The following is a 15,768-nucleotide window of genomic DNA, read 5'->3' as shown; positions in this document are numbered from 1 at the left end:
AGAAAAATGCCAGTCAGCTTAACTGATTGGCATTACGCTGTGTTCGGCTCTTTGTTCATGCAGACCTAAACGACGATCTTGAATGATGGTATTGGTTTATACCTCAGAAGAAAAAAGCGTGCTCAGTGATAAAATGGTGCGTAATCTCTGTAGCATTTCTTGTTGATCTTTATCACTGCGTTGTACGCCTTCTGTATTGCCCCAAATGGGCCCAGGCCAAGCACAATCAGTAGCAAAACGGGCTATGTGATGAATGTGCAGTTGGGGTACGATATTGCCTAGAGCCCCTAAATTTAGTTTATCTGGCTGAAACAAGGCTTCGAGAGCTTGGCTGACGGCCTGTGATTCAAGTAAGAATTGCTGTTGATCTTGCATTGGTAGGTGGTGAAGTTCTTTGAGTGGGCTTTTTTTCGGTACTAAGATAACCCAAGGCACCGCCGCATCTTTATGAAGTAAGGCTAAGCAGAGAGGAAATTGCCCAATCATATCGGTATCTTGGGCTAGCTGAGGGTGAAGTTCAAAGTGCATATCTCAAATCCATCATATTTTAATCATGAGATTATATCGCTAATAAGAAGAGAGATCCCCAACAGAGTATCTAGGTGTAGCGAGAAAAAAGGTTGGCGCTATGGCCAACCTTTTTGACATGAGATAATGTGGAGGCTACATCCGCTCTAGCGTATGGATTCCTAACAAATCCAAACCTTGCTTAATTGTCTTAGCTGTGAGGGCGGCTAATTTTAAACGGCTCTGTTTGATGGATTCTTCACTCGCCACCAAAATAGGGCATGCTTCATAGAAACTAGAGAATTGACCGGCCAACTCGAATAAGTAGCTACACATAATGTGAGGCTGACCTTCACGAGCAACGGCTTGAACGGCTTCTTCGAACTGAAGCAATTTAGCGATCAAGGCTTTTTCCTTTTCTTCGCTTACGATGATCTCACCATTCAGGTTTTCCATCGCCACGCCCGCTTTGGCAAAAATAGAGGCTACGCGAGTATAAGCATATTGCATATAAGGTGCAGTATTGCCTTCAAAGGCCAGCATATTATCCCAATCAAAGATGTAATCTGTGGTACGGTGTTTTGACAAGTCTGCATACTTCACTGCTGCCATTGCTACCGTTGTTGAGATTTGAGCTTTTTCTTCGTTAGAGAGCTCTGGATTTTTTGCTTCAATTAAGGCTAATGCACGATCTTCTGCTTCATCTAAAAGAGCGGCTAGGCGAACGGTTCCACCAGCACGGGTTTTAAATGGACGGCCATCTTTACCTAACATCATCCCAAAGGCATGGTGCTCCAAGCTGACTGTTTCAGGAATATACCCGGCTTTACGAACGATGGTCCACGCTTGCATCAAGTGTTGATGTTGACGAGAATCAATAAAATATAAGACGCGATCAGCACCTAATTGTTCATAACGATATTTCGCACAAGCAATATCGGTGGTGGTGTAGAGGAAACCGCCATCACGTTTTTGGATAATGACGCCCATCGGTTCGCCATCTTTATTTTTAAATTCATCTAAAAAAACCACTTGTGCGCCATCATCTTCTTGCGCTAGGCCTTTTTGTTTAAGGTCGGCAACAATGCCAGAAAGCATATCGTTGTACATGCTTTCTCCCATCACATCATCTCGAGTGAGAGAAACATTGAGGCGGTCATAATTGCGCTGGTTTTGGATCATGGTCACATCGACCAATTTTTTCCACATTTCTAAGCAAAAAGCATCACCACTTTGTAGTTTAACCACGTAGTTACGTGCTTTCTCTGCAAAGGTTTCATCTTCATCGTATAGCTTTTTCGATTCACGGTAGAAGGCTTCAAGATCCGCCAATTCCATGGAAACTTCACCCGATTGCTGCTGTACTCTTTCAAGGTTGGCGATAAGCATACCAAACTGAGTGCCCCAGTCCCCAATGTGGTTAGCTCGGATCACGTTATGACCTAAAAATTCAAGGGTACGGACGACCGCATCCCCAATAATAGTTGAGCGCAAGTGCCCGACGTGCATTTCTTTTGCAACGTTGGGAGCAGAATAGTCAACAACGATGGTTTGTGGGGTTTCTTTGGCAACGCCCAAAGCGGCATCGGCTAAAGCGAGTTCTGCTTGTTGTGCAAGAAATGACTCACATAGAAAAATGTTAATAAAACCTGGGCCAGCAATTTCGGTTTTGCTCGCAATGCCGTCTAAATCGAGAACATCCAGAACTTTTTGTGCGAACTCTCGTGGGTTCATGCCGAGTTTTTTGGCTGCACCCATCACGCCATTTGCTTGATAGTCGCCAAATTGTGGTTTTGCGGATTGGCGTACCGCAGCAGGTGTCCCTGCCGGAGCGCCAGCGGCTTCAAGAGCCTGAGAGACTTTATCATTAATCAGTGCTTGAATATTCACACGCGTGTCCTTCAATTCCGAGAATTGGTGAGGTATGCATTTGTATCACACAGAAGGTGAATGCATATCTTGATCTTGTTCATAAATTGGCGCACATAATAGCAATATTCTGAAATGGCTTATAGGGTGAAAATTAGGAATTTTTCTACTTTCCCCATGTAATGTTGATAACATAGCGGATAAATCCGTCTTTTTGGCTAGGGCTATGTGTTCTTTACTGATTGAATCTTCTCTTCATCCTCAACAAATGAAAAATCAATTCAATGATTTTATGGGCAAAGTTCAGCAACTTTGCCAACTTTTACAGCTCGATCTTTCCTCTTTTTTATTGGATCACATCGCGTTAAGAATCAATGATAGGTCATTGGCTGAAGCGGCGCATCAGGCATGGTTAGAGCATGGCGATGTTTTATCTATGGCAGAAATACATGGGCGGCCGATTATCGTTTTCGCGTTAACTCAACCTTTGGTGAGTGAAGGTTGGTCGGTTGATTGCCTAGAGTTACCTTATCCTGCAGAGGGAAAAGTATACCCTCTGCAGGGATGGGAGCACGTGGAGTTTGTCGTGCCTTCTGCTGCTGATAATGCAGAAGCGTATCAGCAAGATATTTTACGTCAATTCCCATCACTGGCTAAGCAGTGGGAACAATTAGCTGAATTGGGTATTCAGACCAAACTGTCTTCACCGAAAGGAGAGGGAGAGCGTCTTGCTAACCCTACGCTAGCGTTTAAGTGGCAAGGGATCTGTATCAAACTACATCCCCACCGTTTAACGTCTATTATCCAATCGGAACACTAGCCTAAATCACAGGCTTTAGGTCGACGTTGAAATTGTGCAGCTGATTCAATGTCTTCGCCAAGCTCAAGTGGCTGATGATCGTGGTGGGCGTTGCCCTGAGTATGCATAATTAAGCGGTTAGCCGTTCTTGGTTTGAGTTCATTGACGATAAAGCGAATCATATCAGATCGGCGAAGCTGCTTGAGTTCGTCCAGTACTTGCTCTCGTTGATCAAACGTTTCATCTTTATTACCAATCGCAACCCATAAGCGTTGCGCTCGACTTCTTAAAGTCGAATCTGGAGCGGCAATCTGATTCCATAATCCGCGCTTACTGCTATGCCATTGATACTCATTCAGTTCCAGTAAGACCAGATAAAAGGCATTGAGAAATTCATCAATTGAGCGAATCAGTTCAGCAGGAGCAGCATTCGGAGATTGTACATAAAGCACAATGCCGGGATGGCGATTGAGTGGCATATTTCCGGTACCAACCATATAGCCTAGTTGTTGTTTGGTTCGGATTTCATGGAAAAATGTAGCCGACATTAAATGATTAGCAAGAGAGTAAAGCGCAATATTGCGAGGTGTAATTTCTTGTGATTGGTAATAGACCACAATGGCTGAGTCATCTTGGTCACAGTTAACTTCGTATTGGAATGTTCCACTATCACCAAGCATGACAAGTGGTCGTAATGATTCTTGATAAGACTGGTTGTTAACTCTTAATGCGTCTTTGAGTACTTCAGCCATGGCTTGTGCATCTTGCTGTTGCCAATCGCCATAGACAAACATTTCCACATGAAGCTGGCTGAGAATCTGTTCAACAAAGGGGGCTAATTCTTGGCGCTCAATCGTTTCGAGTGCAGTAAGCAGGTGACCATAAGGCGGATTATTGGGTTGTAATAACCCCGTCATGGCATTAAACAGTTGCGATATCGGACGATCATGCGCTGCATTACGCCAATTCCGGTGCAATTGATGTTTGACCGTTTGAAAACGATGTTCACTAAATTCACGCAAGGCAAACTTATCTAAAATCATTTTCATCAATTGAGGCTGTTTTTGGCTAAAGCCGGATAATGATAAGGTGACGCCGCCTTGATGCGCGTACATGTTATAGCTCATTCCAGCGATTTCAGCTTGGTAGGTTTCTTTTGCTAAGCTATCAAGAAACATCTCTACACATAAGCGAGTCATTACAATATTTCGCACGTTAGCGACGGAGTGAGGGCTATCAATGGCAATATAAATCACCCCTTTAGGTACCCTAAATTCGCTTTCTTGTAGGTGCCATAAACGAAAACCGGGTTGCTCTTGAATAACTTGTGGCTGAGTCTGGAGCTGCTCTAATGGTTTCGCCTCCAATTGTTCACAAATAAAAATATTCTTAGGGGGGAGGTTCAGTGGCCAGTGAACATCTTGTGAACGAAATTGCTGAAGTTGTTGTGATGTCCATTTTTGGACTGCGTAAGGTGTTTGATACCACTGCGCTTTGTGGTCATAGTGTAAGCCTTGGGCAACAAGGGTTGCGCGTAAGTTTTCAGGAGTTAAATAGGTTAAAATTTGTTGCAGTAATTTCTCATCATAAGCTTGCATCATGTAGTCACCATAAATGATGTCTGCGGATGAGTAGTGCTGCATATTAATGACTAGGTGGCTTACCATGTCTAAAGGACGAGCATTTTCTTGAAACCGAAACGCCGCTTCGAGAACGGCTCTTTTTTCCATGTAACGCCATTCGTTAAGCCCTTGTTGACGAATTAGGTCTAATGTTTGAAAAACGGCTTGAATGATCGCTTCAATCTGCGTTAAACCCTGTTCAGTTAATGTGCAACTGATGGAAAATTCACGATAATTACTTCCACTGGTGCCTCCTCCAGCAGAAAGAGAGGTGATCCAGTCACGTTCTTTAAGTGCGATCAATAAACTGCCTTCGCCTTCATAACCTAATAAATGAGCAAAATAGGAGAGCGGTTTGCGCTGATAATAAGCATCGGTACTGGGCATCGGAAAGCTTAGGATCAATTTGCGAATTTCTTTTAGTGGTTCGACATGAATAAGTAAGCCTGTGTGCTCTTCGGTTACAAAGGGAGAAACAATATTTTTACTCGCTTGCTGGGTATTTACAATATTCGTGAACTTATCGGTCGCCCACCTTTCCTGTTCATCCAGAGATTGTGGCCCAAACAGCGTTAGCGTCATAATATCTGCAGAGTAATGATCTTGATAAAAAGCGATAATTTCATCGCGGATCGAACTGCCTTCCCTGTCGGCCAAAGTGTCTAGATTCCCGACCGAGAATTTAGCAAAAGGATGAGCTTGGTTGATGGTTTCTTTTTGTACTTGATACAGACGGCGGGAGTCGTCGTTTAATTTCAGCTTAAATTCAGAATCGACGGCTTGGCGTTCTTTATCTAAAGCTTCGGCATTAAAGAGAGGAGCTATAAAAAACTGACTAAATCGGTCAAGTGCTTTCTCAAAGGTATTAGGGGAAACATCAAAGAAGAAGCAACTGTGTTCTGTTCCTGTCCAAGCATTATTACTGCCGCCATGTTGGCTAATAAATTGTTGAAAATCACCACTCTTTGGGTATTTTTTTGTGCCAAGAAAAAGCATGTGTTCTAGGTAGTGTGCCAGCCCTTGACGTTCGATAGGATCATCAAAGTGCCCTACCTTTACGGCTAAAGCCGCTGCAGATTTTTGTGCATGAGAATCATGGATCAATAGCACTCGCAAACCGTTAGTTAACGTTAGGTTGCGGTAGCGATTGGAATCATTAGGGCTAATATGCACTGGGTTCTCCGAGCTGATGGAAAGGGACTGCAGAGTGAGTGTCAAAAAATTATCGTATTCACGTGTCGTACCATAATTGATAGATGACAGTGCTGATGCGTTCTGCGTTTGGGAATCATGTTCTTAGTAGTATGGGTCTGAAACCTTGTGATGCCAATTGATCGACGTAAATTTTTTGAGCAGACGAACATTTTGAGCATCGAAAAAACTTTTCAAAAGATTGTTATCTCTATCGAGGTCTTTGCCTTTTATGCTGTTATAATCGCTCGTAATAATATGCCGAAATAGGCAAAGAAACACCTGATGCAGACTGTTTATAACACGAGGATAAGCAGCCATAAATCAAGTAGATTAGGTAGAGAGAATGAAAATTGTGATTATGCGTCATGGTGAAGCCCATCACTATGCTGCCAATGATGCTGAACGAGCGTTAACAGAGCGGGGACGTAATGAATCGGTTGCCGTTGCCCGAGTATGCGCAGAACAGCAAAATCTGCATCAATTTGATAAGGTGTTGGTGAGTCCCTACTTACGAGCACAGCAAACATGGCAAGCAATCTCTCGCTATTTTTCTGCCACACAAGTGGAGACTTGTGAAGATATTACGCCTTATGGGCAAGCCGATTCCGTCTACGATTATTTGGTGGCCTTGATTGAAACGGAACAATTAGAGAGTATTTTACTGGTTTCACATCTTCCTTTGGTTGGATACCTTAGCGCGGAGTTTGTTGCTAATATGCCGGCTCCTATGTTCCCAACTTCAGGGATCATGTGTATTGAATATACGCCATCCTCTGCTCAGGGAGAGGTTCGCTGGAACGTATATCCTTAAGGGATCGATAAAAGGCGTAGAATAGCTGCTTATTAAGGCGGCTTTTTTTACGGCTATCAGGAGAAAGGTTGGTGATTCTCTCACGTTGTCATATTTTTGACAGTCGCCGATGGACTAAAAATTGCATAAAAATCAAAATTAAAGGTGTAACATACCGTTACTTCGTAAACCTCATTAACTTAATTGCTGCAGGCCTATGAAATTTACTCTGCCATTTGCGGATAAATTACCCAACATCCCTCAACGCAGCCTACCAGCGGTGGGTGCGCCGATCATGGTATTGGCGACTTTGGCGATGGTGGTGTTACCCATCCCCGCTTTTTTACTTGATTTATTCTTTACCTTTAATATCGCTCTTGCCATGGTGGTGTTATTGGTCACCGTTTACACGCGCCGTCCTCTGGATTTTGCAGCCTTCCCTACGGTACTGCTGATTGCAACTTTATTGCGTTTGGCTTTGAACGTGGCCTCAACTCGGGTGGTTTTACTGTACGGTCATGAAGGCGCAGGCGCTGCGGGTAATGTTATCGAAGCCTTTGGTAGTGTCGTCATTGGCGGAAACTATGCGGTGGGCTTAGTGGTGTTCCTTATCCTCATGATTATCAACTTTATGGTGGTCACCAAAGGTGCTGGACGTATTTCAGAGGTGAGTGCTCGCTTTACCTTGGATGCCTTACCCGGTAAACAGATGGCGATTGATGCGGATTTGAATGCAGGGTTGATTGATCAAGAACAGGCTCGAACTCGACGGTTTGAAGTCACTAAAGAAGCCGATTTTTACGGTTCAATGGATGGTGCATCCAAATTTGTTAAAGGGGATGCGATTGCCGGTATTCTCATCCTATTTATTAACATTATTGGCGGGCTTATCATTGGGATGATTCAATATAGTCTGAGTTTTAGTCAGGCGATGGAAATTTATATCCTATTGACCATTGGTGATGGCTTAGTTGCACAAATCCCTTCATTACTGTTGTCTATTGGCGCTGCTATCATGGTTACGCGCCAAAATACCGATGAGGACATGGGACAGCAGGTTATTTTCCAACTGTTTGACAATCCTAAAGCCTTAACCATTACAGCGGGTATTCTGGGTGTAATGGGGTTGGTTCCCGGTATGCCGCATTTCTCTTTTCTTGGTTTAGCGACAATTGCTGGTGGTGCTGCTTATTGGTTGCAACGTAAGCAAACGCAAGAGAAAGAAACCGAACAATTACCCGTAAAAAGTCAGTCTGAATCGACTGCTCAACGTGAACTTTCTTGGGATGATGTTCAGCCCGTTGATGTGATTGGTTTAGAAGTGGGGTATCGCTTGATTCCATTGGTTGACCGTGACCAAGGTGGAGAATTACTTGAACGTGTTAAAGGGGTCAGAAAAAAACTCTCGCAAGACTTTGGTTTCCTTATTCCTCCAGTACATATTCGTGACAACTTGGAATTAACCCCAAACAGTTATCGGATCACTTTGATGGGCGTTGCGGTTGGTGAAGCCGAAATTCGGCCAGATCAAGAGCTTGCGATTAACCCTGGGCAAGTGTATGGCATGATTGATGGAGAGCAAACGGTCGATCCCGCATTTGGGTTGGAAGCGATTTGGATTCGTGAAGACCAACGAGAGCATGCTCAGGCTCTGGGCTATACCGTCGTGGATTCTTCAACGGTATTGGCAACCCATCTTAGCCAGTTATTAACCAATAATGCTTCTCAGCTACTTGGTCATGAGGAAGTTCAAAACTTATTGGAAATGTTAGGTCGAACCGCACCAAGATTAGTGGAGGGATTTGTACCGGATCAACTCCCTCTTGGAACCATGGTTAAGGTATTACAAAACCTGCTTAATGAAGCGATTCCAATCCGAGATATTCGAACCATTGTGCAGACGTTGGCTGAATACGCGAGTAAGAGTCAAGAACCTGACATTTTGACAGCAGCGGTGCGTATCTCATTAAAACGACTAATTGTTCAAGAAATCAATGGGATAGAGCCAGAGCTTCCTGTTATTACACTTGTCCCAGAACTGGAACAAATCTTGCATCAAACCATGCAAGCCTCAGGTGGGGAGTCAGCCGGTATAGAGCCAGGTCTAGCAGAACGTTTGCAAATGGCACTGAGTCAAGCGACTCAAGAGCAAGAACTCAAAGGAGAGCCCGCAGTGTTACTGACTTCTGGAGTGTTACGTTCGACCTTGGCGAAGTTTGTCAAAAATACAATCCCGAATTTGCGAGTTCTTTCCTATCAAGAAATTCCAGATGAAAAACAAATTCGAATTGTGCAAGCGGTGGGCAATTAACCACCTTAACGTAAAGTACGGATATCTGCTTTGAAAATAAAACGATTTTTTGCCAAAGACATGAGAATGGCCTTGCTGCAAGTTAAAGAAGAGCTAGGTGCAGAGGCTGTGATTATGTCGAATAAAAAAGTCGCAGGGGGCGTCGAAATCGTGGCTGCTGTTGATGGTGAGCCCGCTTCAAATGCGCCTTTAGCCGCTAAGCAATATCGAGCTCAGTCACCGCAGCATGACAATCGACTTGCTTCATTGGCTTCTGCGTCTGCTCGACAATCCAAACGAGAGCTAGAAGAAGATCGCGTTAGTTTACAACAAGGTAATGACGCGAACAGTCGTTCAATGACTCAGCGTTTTGCGAGTATGCTTAAGCAATACAGCAACAATCAAACCACTGGAACTGAATCTCGCCAAGAAAGTGAGGATTCACTAGCAGCATTGCTTAACCGAAATAAGGCTTCAGGTTCTACGCATCAAAAAGCCAATGAATCTACGTTATCAAAATTAGTCGGTGATGATAGTTCATCATCACGACAACGCTCTCGGCTCGATCCGACTCGCTATGAACAAAAAGCGAGTGAAGACATCATCTTAACGCCAAGTGAGCTTGAAAACATGCGAGAAGAGATGAACTCTATTCGTCGGTTGTTAGAGCATCAAGTTTCCGGATTGATGTGGCAAGAAGTTGAGCGACGAGAGCCGTTGCGAGCCATGTTAATTAAACGATTAGAGCGGATGGGATTATCGTTGGATCTCGCTGATCAATTGGCCTGCTATATTCCTGAAGATACACCGCCACCCAAAGCTTGGAAAGCCTTATTAGGCTTAGTTTCAGATCAAATCCCTGTCGTTAAAAAAGACATTTTAAAACGAGGGGGCGTTGTTGCACTACTTGGCCCAACTGGCGTGGGCAAAACAACCACCGTGGCCAAACTGGCAGCGCGTGCAGCGATGGAGTATGGCTCAGATAATGTCGCTTTGATTACTACCGATACATATCGGATTGGAGCGCATGAGCAACTGTCTATTTATGGACGAATTATGGGTTGCCCTGTAAGAGTTGCTAAAGATTCCAAAGAGTTAGCCGATGTAATCTCTCAGTTACGCAATCGACGGTTAATTCTTGTTGATACCGCTGGAATGGGGCAGCGTGATGTGCGCCTTTCCGAACAGTTAGATACTTTGATGCAAGAAAGTGGAGATGTCATTCACAGTTATTTAGTGTTACCAGCTACCGCACAGCGCAAAGTATTGCAAGAAACCATTGAGCACTTTAGGAGGATCCCTCTTTCAGGGTGCATCATGACTAAGCTTGATGAATGTTTGAGCTTAGGTGAATTTGTCAGTGTTGTCGTTCAAAACGCGTTACCGGTTGCGTATATCGCTAATGGGCAGCGTGTTCCTGAAGACATAGTGATTGCTCAGCCTAAATACATGGTAGCCAAAGCGAATGAGCTACTTGAGCAGTCGACAGAAAATGAACCTCATTACTGGAATAGTGATTCAGAGAGATTCTAGGCGGCGGACAGATATGACGGATAATATGATATATGATCAAGCAAGTGGCTTACGCCGTTTAACTCAACCTTCAGTCACCAAAGTGATAGCCGTCACAGGTGGTAAAGGTGGGGTGGGCAAGTCAAACGTGACGCTTGGCATGGCCATTTGTATGGCTCGCCAAGGGAAAAAAGTCATGGTACTGGACGCCGATTTAGGTCTAGCAAATATCGATGTAATGTTGGGTATTCGCCCGAAAAAAAACCTAGGACATGTCTTAGCTGGGGAGTGTGAGCTAAAAGATGCGATCGTCGAAGGGCCTCATGGCATAAAAATCATCCCAGCTACCTCGGGGACTCAGTCGATGACAGAACTATCTCATGCTCAGCATATTGGGTTAATTCGTGCATTTGGTTCCCTAGAAGATGAGATGGATATCCTTCTTGTCGATACTGCGGCTGGAATTTCTGATATGGTCGTGAGTTTCTCACGTGCGGCACAGGATGTGGTTGTGGTAGTATGCGATGAGCCAACATCTATCACCGATGCATATGCGCTGATCAAACTTTTAAGCAGAGAACACCAAGTTCAGCGATTTAAAATTGTCGCTAACATGGTGAGAAGCTATCGTGAAGGGAGAGAGCTGTTTGCTAAGTTGACATTAGTAACAGAACGCTTCTTAAATGTGAGTTTGGAACTCGTTGCATGTATCCCTTTAGATGATAATGTACGCCAGGCTGTAAAAAGACAAAAAATCGTTGTCGATGCTTTTCCACGCTCGCCAGCCTCATTGGCAATTAGTTCATTAGCCAATAAGGCTCTAACTTGGCCAATTCCTCGGACGCCAAGTGGTCATTTAGAATTTTTTGTGGAACGGTTACTAAACCGAACAGAAACAGTAGGGGAACCTTTTGGTGAATAAAGCGCTTACTTACGATCAATACGGACATATGACGAGCCAGAAGCTATTTCTGGACAAATATTCGGTATTGGTCAAGCGTATCGCTCATCACTTAATTGGCCGTTTACCTCCAAGCGTGTTGATTGAAGACTTAATCCAAGCTGGCATGATCGGTTTGCTTGAGGCACAAAAAAACTATGATGGAAGTAAAGGGGCAAGTTTTGAAACCTATGCCGGGATTCGCATCCGTGGTGCGATGCTGGATGATATACGGCGTGGGGATTGGGTGCCACGCTCTGTGCATAAACATAATCGAGAAATCAGCCAAGCCATTGCCATACTGGAAGGTGAGCTAGGTCGGGATCCAACGGATTCAGAAGTGGCTCGGCATATGGGAATGTCTCTCGATAATTATCACAGTATCTTAACTGATATTAATTGCTCTAGGATTGTGGGCATTGAAGATCTGGGCGTGTCGGATGACGCCCTTTCACCGTTAGAAGATGGTGAAGATAATTCTCCTTTTCAGGGAGTGGCTGACGAGGCTTTTCGTAAAGCATTGGTTGCGTCAATAAAATCACTTCCTGAACGTGAAGCTTTAGTACTTTCGCTCTATTATGATGAAGAGCTAAACTTGAAAGAAATTGGTGAAGTAATTGGTGTGAGTGAGTCCCGCGTGAGCCAAATACTGAGCCAATCCATGCAACGTCTGCGAACCAAGTTAAGTTCCTGGACACAAAACGACTAAATATCACTGACTTTGAACTCAGTGGAGGCAATTTTGAATAAAAACATGAAGATCCTTATTGTTGATGATTTTTCAACAATGCGCCGTATTGTTAAAAACCTACTTCGTGATTTGGGTTTCAATAACACGCAAGAAGCAGATGATGGGTTGACGGCGTTGCCTATGCTTAAAAAAGGTGGTTTTGATTTCGTCGTCACTGACTGGAATATGCCAGGTATGCAGGGTATCGACTTACTGCGAAACATTCGCGCGGATGAAGAACTGAAACACTTGCCAGTGTTGATGATTACTGCGGAAGCGAAACGCGAGCAAATTATTGAAGCAGCACAGGCAGGAGTTAATGGTTATATCGTTAAACCATTTACGGCTGCCACATTGAAAGAGAAGCTAGAGAAGATCTTTGAGCGTCTATAACTTCCATTAATGTAGTGATGGCTATGAAGGCAAAAATTGTGAATGCCAAACGAATAAACTGTATATGCAGAAATTTGTTAGCGGTAAAGGTATCTGATTCATTACGCGAGCAAGGCTAAAACAGGATGATTTCATTAGAACAAGCAAAAGAACTCGTTCAACTACTAGAGACTGGACAGCAAGACAGTGCCGACCAACTGGTTAAGCAGATTTACGGATCTGAGGGTAACCCTGTGCTACAGGAAATCGGTGCATTAACTCGGGATCTTCATGATTCAATGCGAGAGTTTCACGTGGATGAACGAATGACTCAGATTGCTAATGATGAGATTCCTGATGCTCGGGACCGATTGCATTATGTCATTGATAAAACAGAAGTTGCAGCCAATAAAACCATGGATGCCGTGGAACGTTGTATGCCGATGGCAGACAACTTACACGAAAGCCTGTTGTCTGTTCGACCTCAGTGGAATCAATTAATGCAAGGTAGAATTGAATTGAGTGAATTCAAAGCACTGTGTCATCGTATCGACGATCTTCTTTCTCAAGTCGAAGGGGATAGCAGTGAATTACGTGGGCAACTCACTGAAATCTTAATGGCGCAAGACTTCCAAGACTTAACCGGACAAATTATTCGACGGGTGATCACATTAGTGAGCGAAGTCGAAGGCCGTTTAGTGGATATTTTGACAGTATTTGGCAAGAGTCAATTAGAACAACAATCAGAGAAAGTTGAAAAAGCAATTTGCGAACCTGAAGGGCCGATTATGAACCCTCATGAGCGCATTGATGCAGTTTCATCTCAAGACGAGGTCGATGATTTATTATCGAGTCTTGGATTTTAGGGGTAACGTATGAGCTACGATTTAGACGAAGATATTCTTCAAGACTTTTTGGTTGAAGCCGGTGAGATTTTAGAACTGCTATCAGAGCAGTTAGTGGAACTCGAAAATAATCCACAAGATCGCGACCTTCTTAATGCTATTTTCCGCGGTTTTCATACTGTCAAAGGCGGCGCTGGTTTCTTAGCGCTGACGGAGTTAGTGGAAACCTGTCATGGCGCTGAAAACGTGTTTGACTATCTACGTAATGGGCAACGAAGTGTTACACCTAGCCTGATGGATACCATGCTTCGTGCCCTTGATACGGTCAACGAACAATTTCGCGCGGTACAAGAGCGCGAACCTCTGCAGCCTGCTGATCCTCAACTAATTGAAGAGTTGCATGATTTATGCAAACCAGAGTCTGAAGATGAACCTTCTTCTAATGAACAAAATGACCCCGTTGTTGAGGTTGAAGAAGTGATCACGACTCCGGCGGCAGACATGCCAGACAGTAGTGCAGCAGTGAATAGCTCAATTGATGATATTAGTGAAGATGAGTTTGAAAAACTGCTAGATGAACTGCATGGCAAAGGCCGAGCTCCGGGAGCGGAAACGAAAGCGACTTCTGAGCCTACCGCTCCGGTATCGACGCCAGTCAATAATGAGGCCAATGGCGACATTACGGATGACGAGTTTGAAAAGCTGCTTGATGAGTTACATGGTAAAGGCAAAGGCCCTTCTGTACATGATGCTCCAGCTTCATCAGCGCCAGCAGATAAAGCCCCTGTAAACCCTGCAGCTACTTCCAGTTTTAGCTCCGATAGTGACCTAATGACGGATGAAGAGTTTGAACGCTTATTAGATGAATTACATGGCACAGGTAAAGGCCCTTCTGTTGATGAACTTGAGATAGCCACGAAGCCGGTTGGTGCATCAAATCCACCACCAGTGGTTACGAATAAACCAGCAGAAACAAAACCAGCAGCAGATCCAGCGGCTAAAAAAATCGCACCACCGGCTGCATCCGCACCTGAAAAATCTGCTCCTGTTGCGAAAACAGTAGAAAAGCGTGAAGCAACGACAGCGGTGAGTGCTGCGAAAAAACCACAAGCAGAAGCTACGGTTCGTGTTGATACCTCAACTCTCGATACCATCATGAATATGGTCGGTGAATTGGTGTTGGTTCGTAACCGTTTGTTAAGCTTAGGCCTAAACAGCAACGATGAAGAAATGTCTAAAGCGGTGTCTAACCTTGATGTGGTTACTGCCGACTTACAAGGCGCGGTGATGAAAACTCGCATGCAGCCGATTAAAAAGGTGTTCGGTCGTTTCCCTCGTGTGGTTCGTGATTTGGCTCGAACGCTAAAAAAAGACATTGTGCTGGAATTACGCGGTGAAGAAACAGATCTAGATAAAAACTTGGTTGAAGCACTTGCAGATCCTCTCATTCACTTAGTCCGTAACTCTGTTGACCATGGTATAGAAATGCCGGATGACCGTGTCGCATCAGGTAAACCGCGTACGGGTAAAGTGATTTTATCTGCCTCGCAAGAGGGGGATCATATTGAACTTGCTATCGTTGATGATGGTGGCGGTATGGACCCGGATAAACTCAGAGGTATTGCCGTAAAACGTGGCATGATGGATGAAGATGCCGCATCACGTTTGACCAATAAAGAATGTTTTAATCTCATTTTTATGCCTGGTTTCTCCAGTAAAGAGAAAATTTCAGACATCTCTGGCCGTGGGGGCGGAATGGATGTTGTGAAAACAGCGATTAATACTTTAAATGGCTCGATTGATATTGATTCTGAGTTGGGTAAAGGAACTAAAATTACGATTAAGGTTCCGTTAACATTAGCGATTCTACCGACTTTAATGGTAGGTGTTGCAGGGCATCCTTTTGCCTTACCTTTGGCGAGTGTGAATGAAATTTTCCACCTTGATTTAAGTCGTACTAACGTTGTTGATGGGCAATTGACCATTATTGTTCGTGATAAATCCATCCCTCTGTTCTATCTACAAAACTGGCTCGCTCCGCAAGCGGGTATGGTAGAAGCTCGTAAAGGTCATGGGCATGTTGTTATTGTACAGATCGGTAACCAACGTGTCGGCTTTGTGGTGGATACCTTAATTGGTCAAGAAGAAGTCGTTATCAAACCGCTAGATAAACTCCTGCAGGGAACGCCAGGTATGGCAGGTGCGACCATTACCAGTGATGGGCATATTGCTCTGATACTGGATATCTCAGATTTACTGAAAAATTACGCGGCAGCATCGCGTTTTTAGTAGCAGCTT

At 44.1% G+C, this 15,768-nt stretch carries 12 protein-coding genes; 9 read left to right on the top strand and 3 right to left on the bottom strand.

All coding sequences use genetic code 11. The features are described 5' to 3' along the window. Window positions 1-96 precede the first annotated feature (96 nt). On the bottom strand, window positions 97-528 hold the full coding sequence (locus EXA13_RS12975) for an HIT family protein (protein WP_238133543.1): 432 nt from the start codon (window positions 526-528) through the stop codon (window positions 97-99). A gap of 135 nt (window positions 529-663) precedes the next feature. After that, window positions 664-2,397, bottom strand: coding sequence for an arginine--tRNA ligase (gene argS / locus EXA13_RS12970; RefSeq protein WP_238133542.1), 1,734 nt, complete (start codon window positions 2,395-2,397; stop codon window positions 664-666). Between the two features lie 205 nt (window positions 2,398-2,602). Here argS and EXA13_RS12965 point away from each other — a divergent pair, with 205 nt between their 5' ends. Next, a complete protein-coding gene (locus EXA13_RS12965) occupies window positions 2,603-3,196 on the top strand; it encodes a VOC family protein (protein WP_238115474.1) in 594 nt (197 codons plus the stop codon). Here the strand turns inward: EXA13_RS12965 and EXA13_RS12960 are convergent. After that, window positions 3,193-5,970, bottom strand: coding sequence for an insulinase family protein (locus EXA13_RS12960; protein ID WP_238133541.1), 2,778 nt, complete (start codon window positions 5,968-5,970; stop codon window positions 3,193-3,195). The genes EXA13_RS12965 and EXA13_RS12960 overlap by 4 nt on opposite strands. Before the next feature lie 364 nt (window positions 5,971-6,334). Between EXA13_RS12960 and sixA the strand changes: the two genes are divergently transcribed. The 8 genes from sixA to EXA13_RS12920 all read left to right on the top strand — a co-directional run bounded on the left by sixA (window position 6,335) and on the right by EXA13_RS12920 (window position 15,759). Then, window positions 6,335-6,802: a phosphohistidine phosphatase SixA gene (gene sixA, locus EXA13_RS12955; protein WP_238133540.1), complete on the top strand. Its 468-nt coding sequence runs from the start codon at window positions 6,335-6,337 to the stop codon at window positions 6,800-6,802. Window positions 6,803-6,998: 196 nt separating this feature from the next. After that, complete coding sequence (gene flhA / locus EXA13_RS12950) at window positions 6,999-9,092, top strand: flagellar biosynthesis protein FlhA (RefSeq protein WP_238133539.1); 2,094 nt, start codon at window positions 6,999-7,001, stop codon at window positions 9,090-9,092. A gap of 30 nt (window positions 9,093-9,122) precedes the next feature. Next, window positions 9,123-10,604 carry a flagellar biosynthesis protein FlhF gene (flhF, locus tag EXA13_RS12945; protein WP_238133538.1) on the top strand — a complete coding sequence of 494 codons (1,482 nt, stop codon included), beginning with the start codon at window positions 9,123-9,125 and terminating at the stop codon, window positions 10,602-10,604. A gap of 13 nt (window positions 10,605-10,617) precedes the next feature. Then, a complete protein-coding gene (locus EXA13_RS12940) occupies window positions 10,618-11,505 on the top strand; it encodes a MinD/ParA family protein (protein WP_238133537.1) in 888 nt (295 codons plus the stop codon). Next, the gene (locus tag EXA13_RS12935; RefSeq protein ID WP_238133536.1) at window positions 11,498-12,232 is read left to right on the top strand and encodes an RNA polymerase sigma factor FliA; all 735 of its coding nucleotides are present in this window, start codon (window positions 11,498-11,500) and stop codon (window positions 12,230-12,232) included. Before EXA13_RS12940 ends, EXA13_RS12935 begins: the two co-directional genes overlap by 8 nt. Before the next feature lie 45 nt (window positions 12,233-12,277). Next, a complete protein-coding gene (gene cheY / locus EXA13_RS12930; RefSeq protein ID WP_078925277.1) occupies window positions 12,278-12,646 on the top strand; it encodes a chemotaxis response regulator CheY in 369 nt (122 codons plus the stop codon). Between the two features lie 125 nt (window positions 12,647-12,771). Then, a complete protein-coding gene (locus EXA13_RS12925; protein ID WP_238133535.1) occupies window positions 12,772-13,491 on the top strand; it encodes a protein phosphatase CheZ in 720 nt (239 codons plus the stop codon). Window positions 13,492-13,500: 9 nt separating this feature from the next. Further along, the gene (locus EXA13_RS12920; RefSeq protein WP_238133534.1) at window positions 13,501-15,759 is read left to right on the top strand and encodes a chemotaxis protein CheA; all 2,259 of its coding nucleotides are present in this window, start codon (window positions 13,501-13,503) and stop codon (window positions 15,757-15,759) included. Window positions 15,760-15,768: the final 9 nt, after the last annotated feature.

Source organism: Vibrio cincinnatiensis, assembly GCF_022113815.1.
Taxonomy (GTDB): Bacteria; Pseudomonadota; Gammaproteobacteria; order Enterobacterales; family Vibrionaceae; genus Vibrio; species Vibrio cincinnatiensis_A.
This window is presented reverse-complemented; position numbering and strand designations above follow the sequence as displayed.

Bases quoted from the DNA above. Each gene is read 5' to 3' on its own strand.
- EXA13_RS12975 (WP_238133543.1), bottom strand. From the start codon at position 528: ATGCACTTTGAACTTCACCCTCAGCTAGCCCAAGATACCGATATGATT.
- cheY (WP_078925277.1), top strand. From the start codon at position 12,278: ATGAAGATCCTTATTGTTGATGATTTTTCAACAATGCGCCGTATTGTT.
- EXA13_RS12940 (WP_238133537.1), top strand. From the start codon at position 10,618: ATGACGGATAATATGATATATGATCAAGCAAGTGGCTTACGCCGTTTA.
- EXA13_RS12920 (WP_238133534.1), top strand. From the start codon at position 13,501: ATGAGCTACGATTTAGACGAAGATATTCTTCAAGACTTTTTGGTTGAA.
- sixA (WP_238133540.1), top strand. From the start codon at position 6,335: ATGAAAATTGTGATTATGCGTCATGGTGAAGCCCATCACTATGCTGCC.
- EXA13_RS12965 (WP_238115474.1), top strand. From the start codon at position 2,603: ATGTGTTCTTTACTGATTGAATCTTCTCTTCATCCTCAACAAATGAAA.
- EXA13_RS12925 (WP_238133535.1), top strand. From the start codon at position 12,772: ATGATTTCATTAGAACAAGCAAAAGAACTCGTTCAACTACTAGAGACT.
- flhA (WP_238133539.1), top strand. From the start codon at position 6,999: ATGAAATTTACTCTGCCATTTGCGGATAAATTACCCAACATCCCTCAA.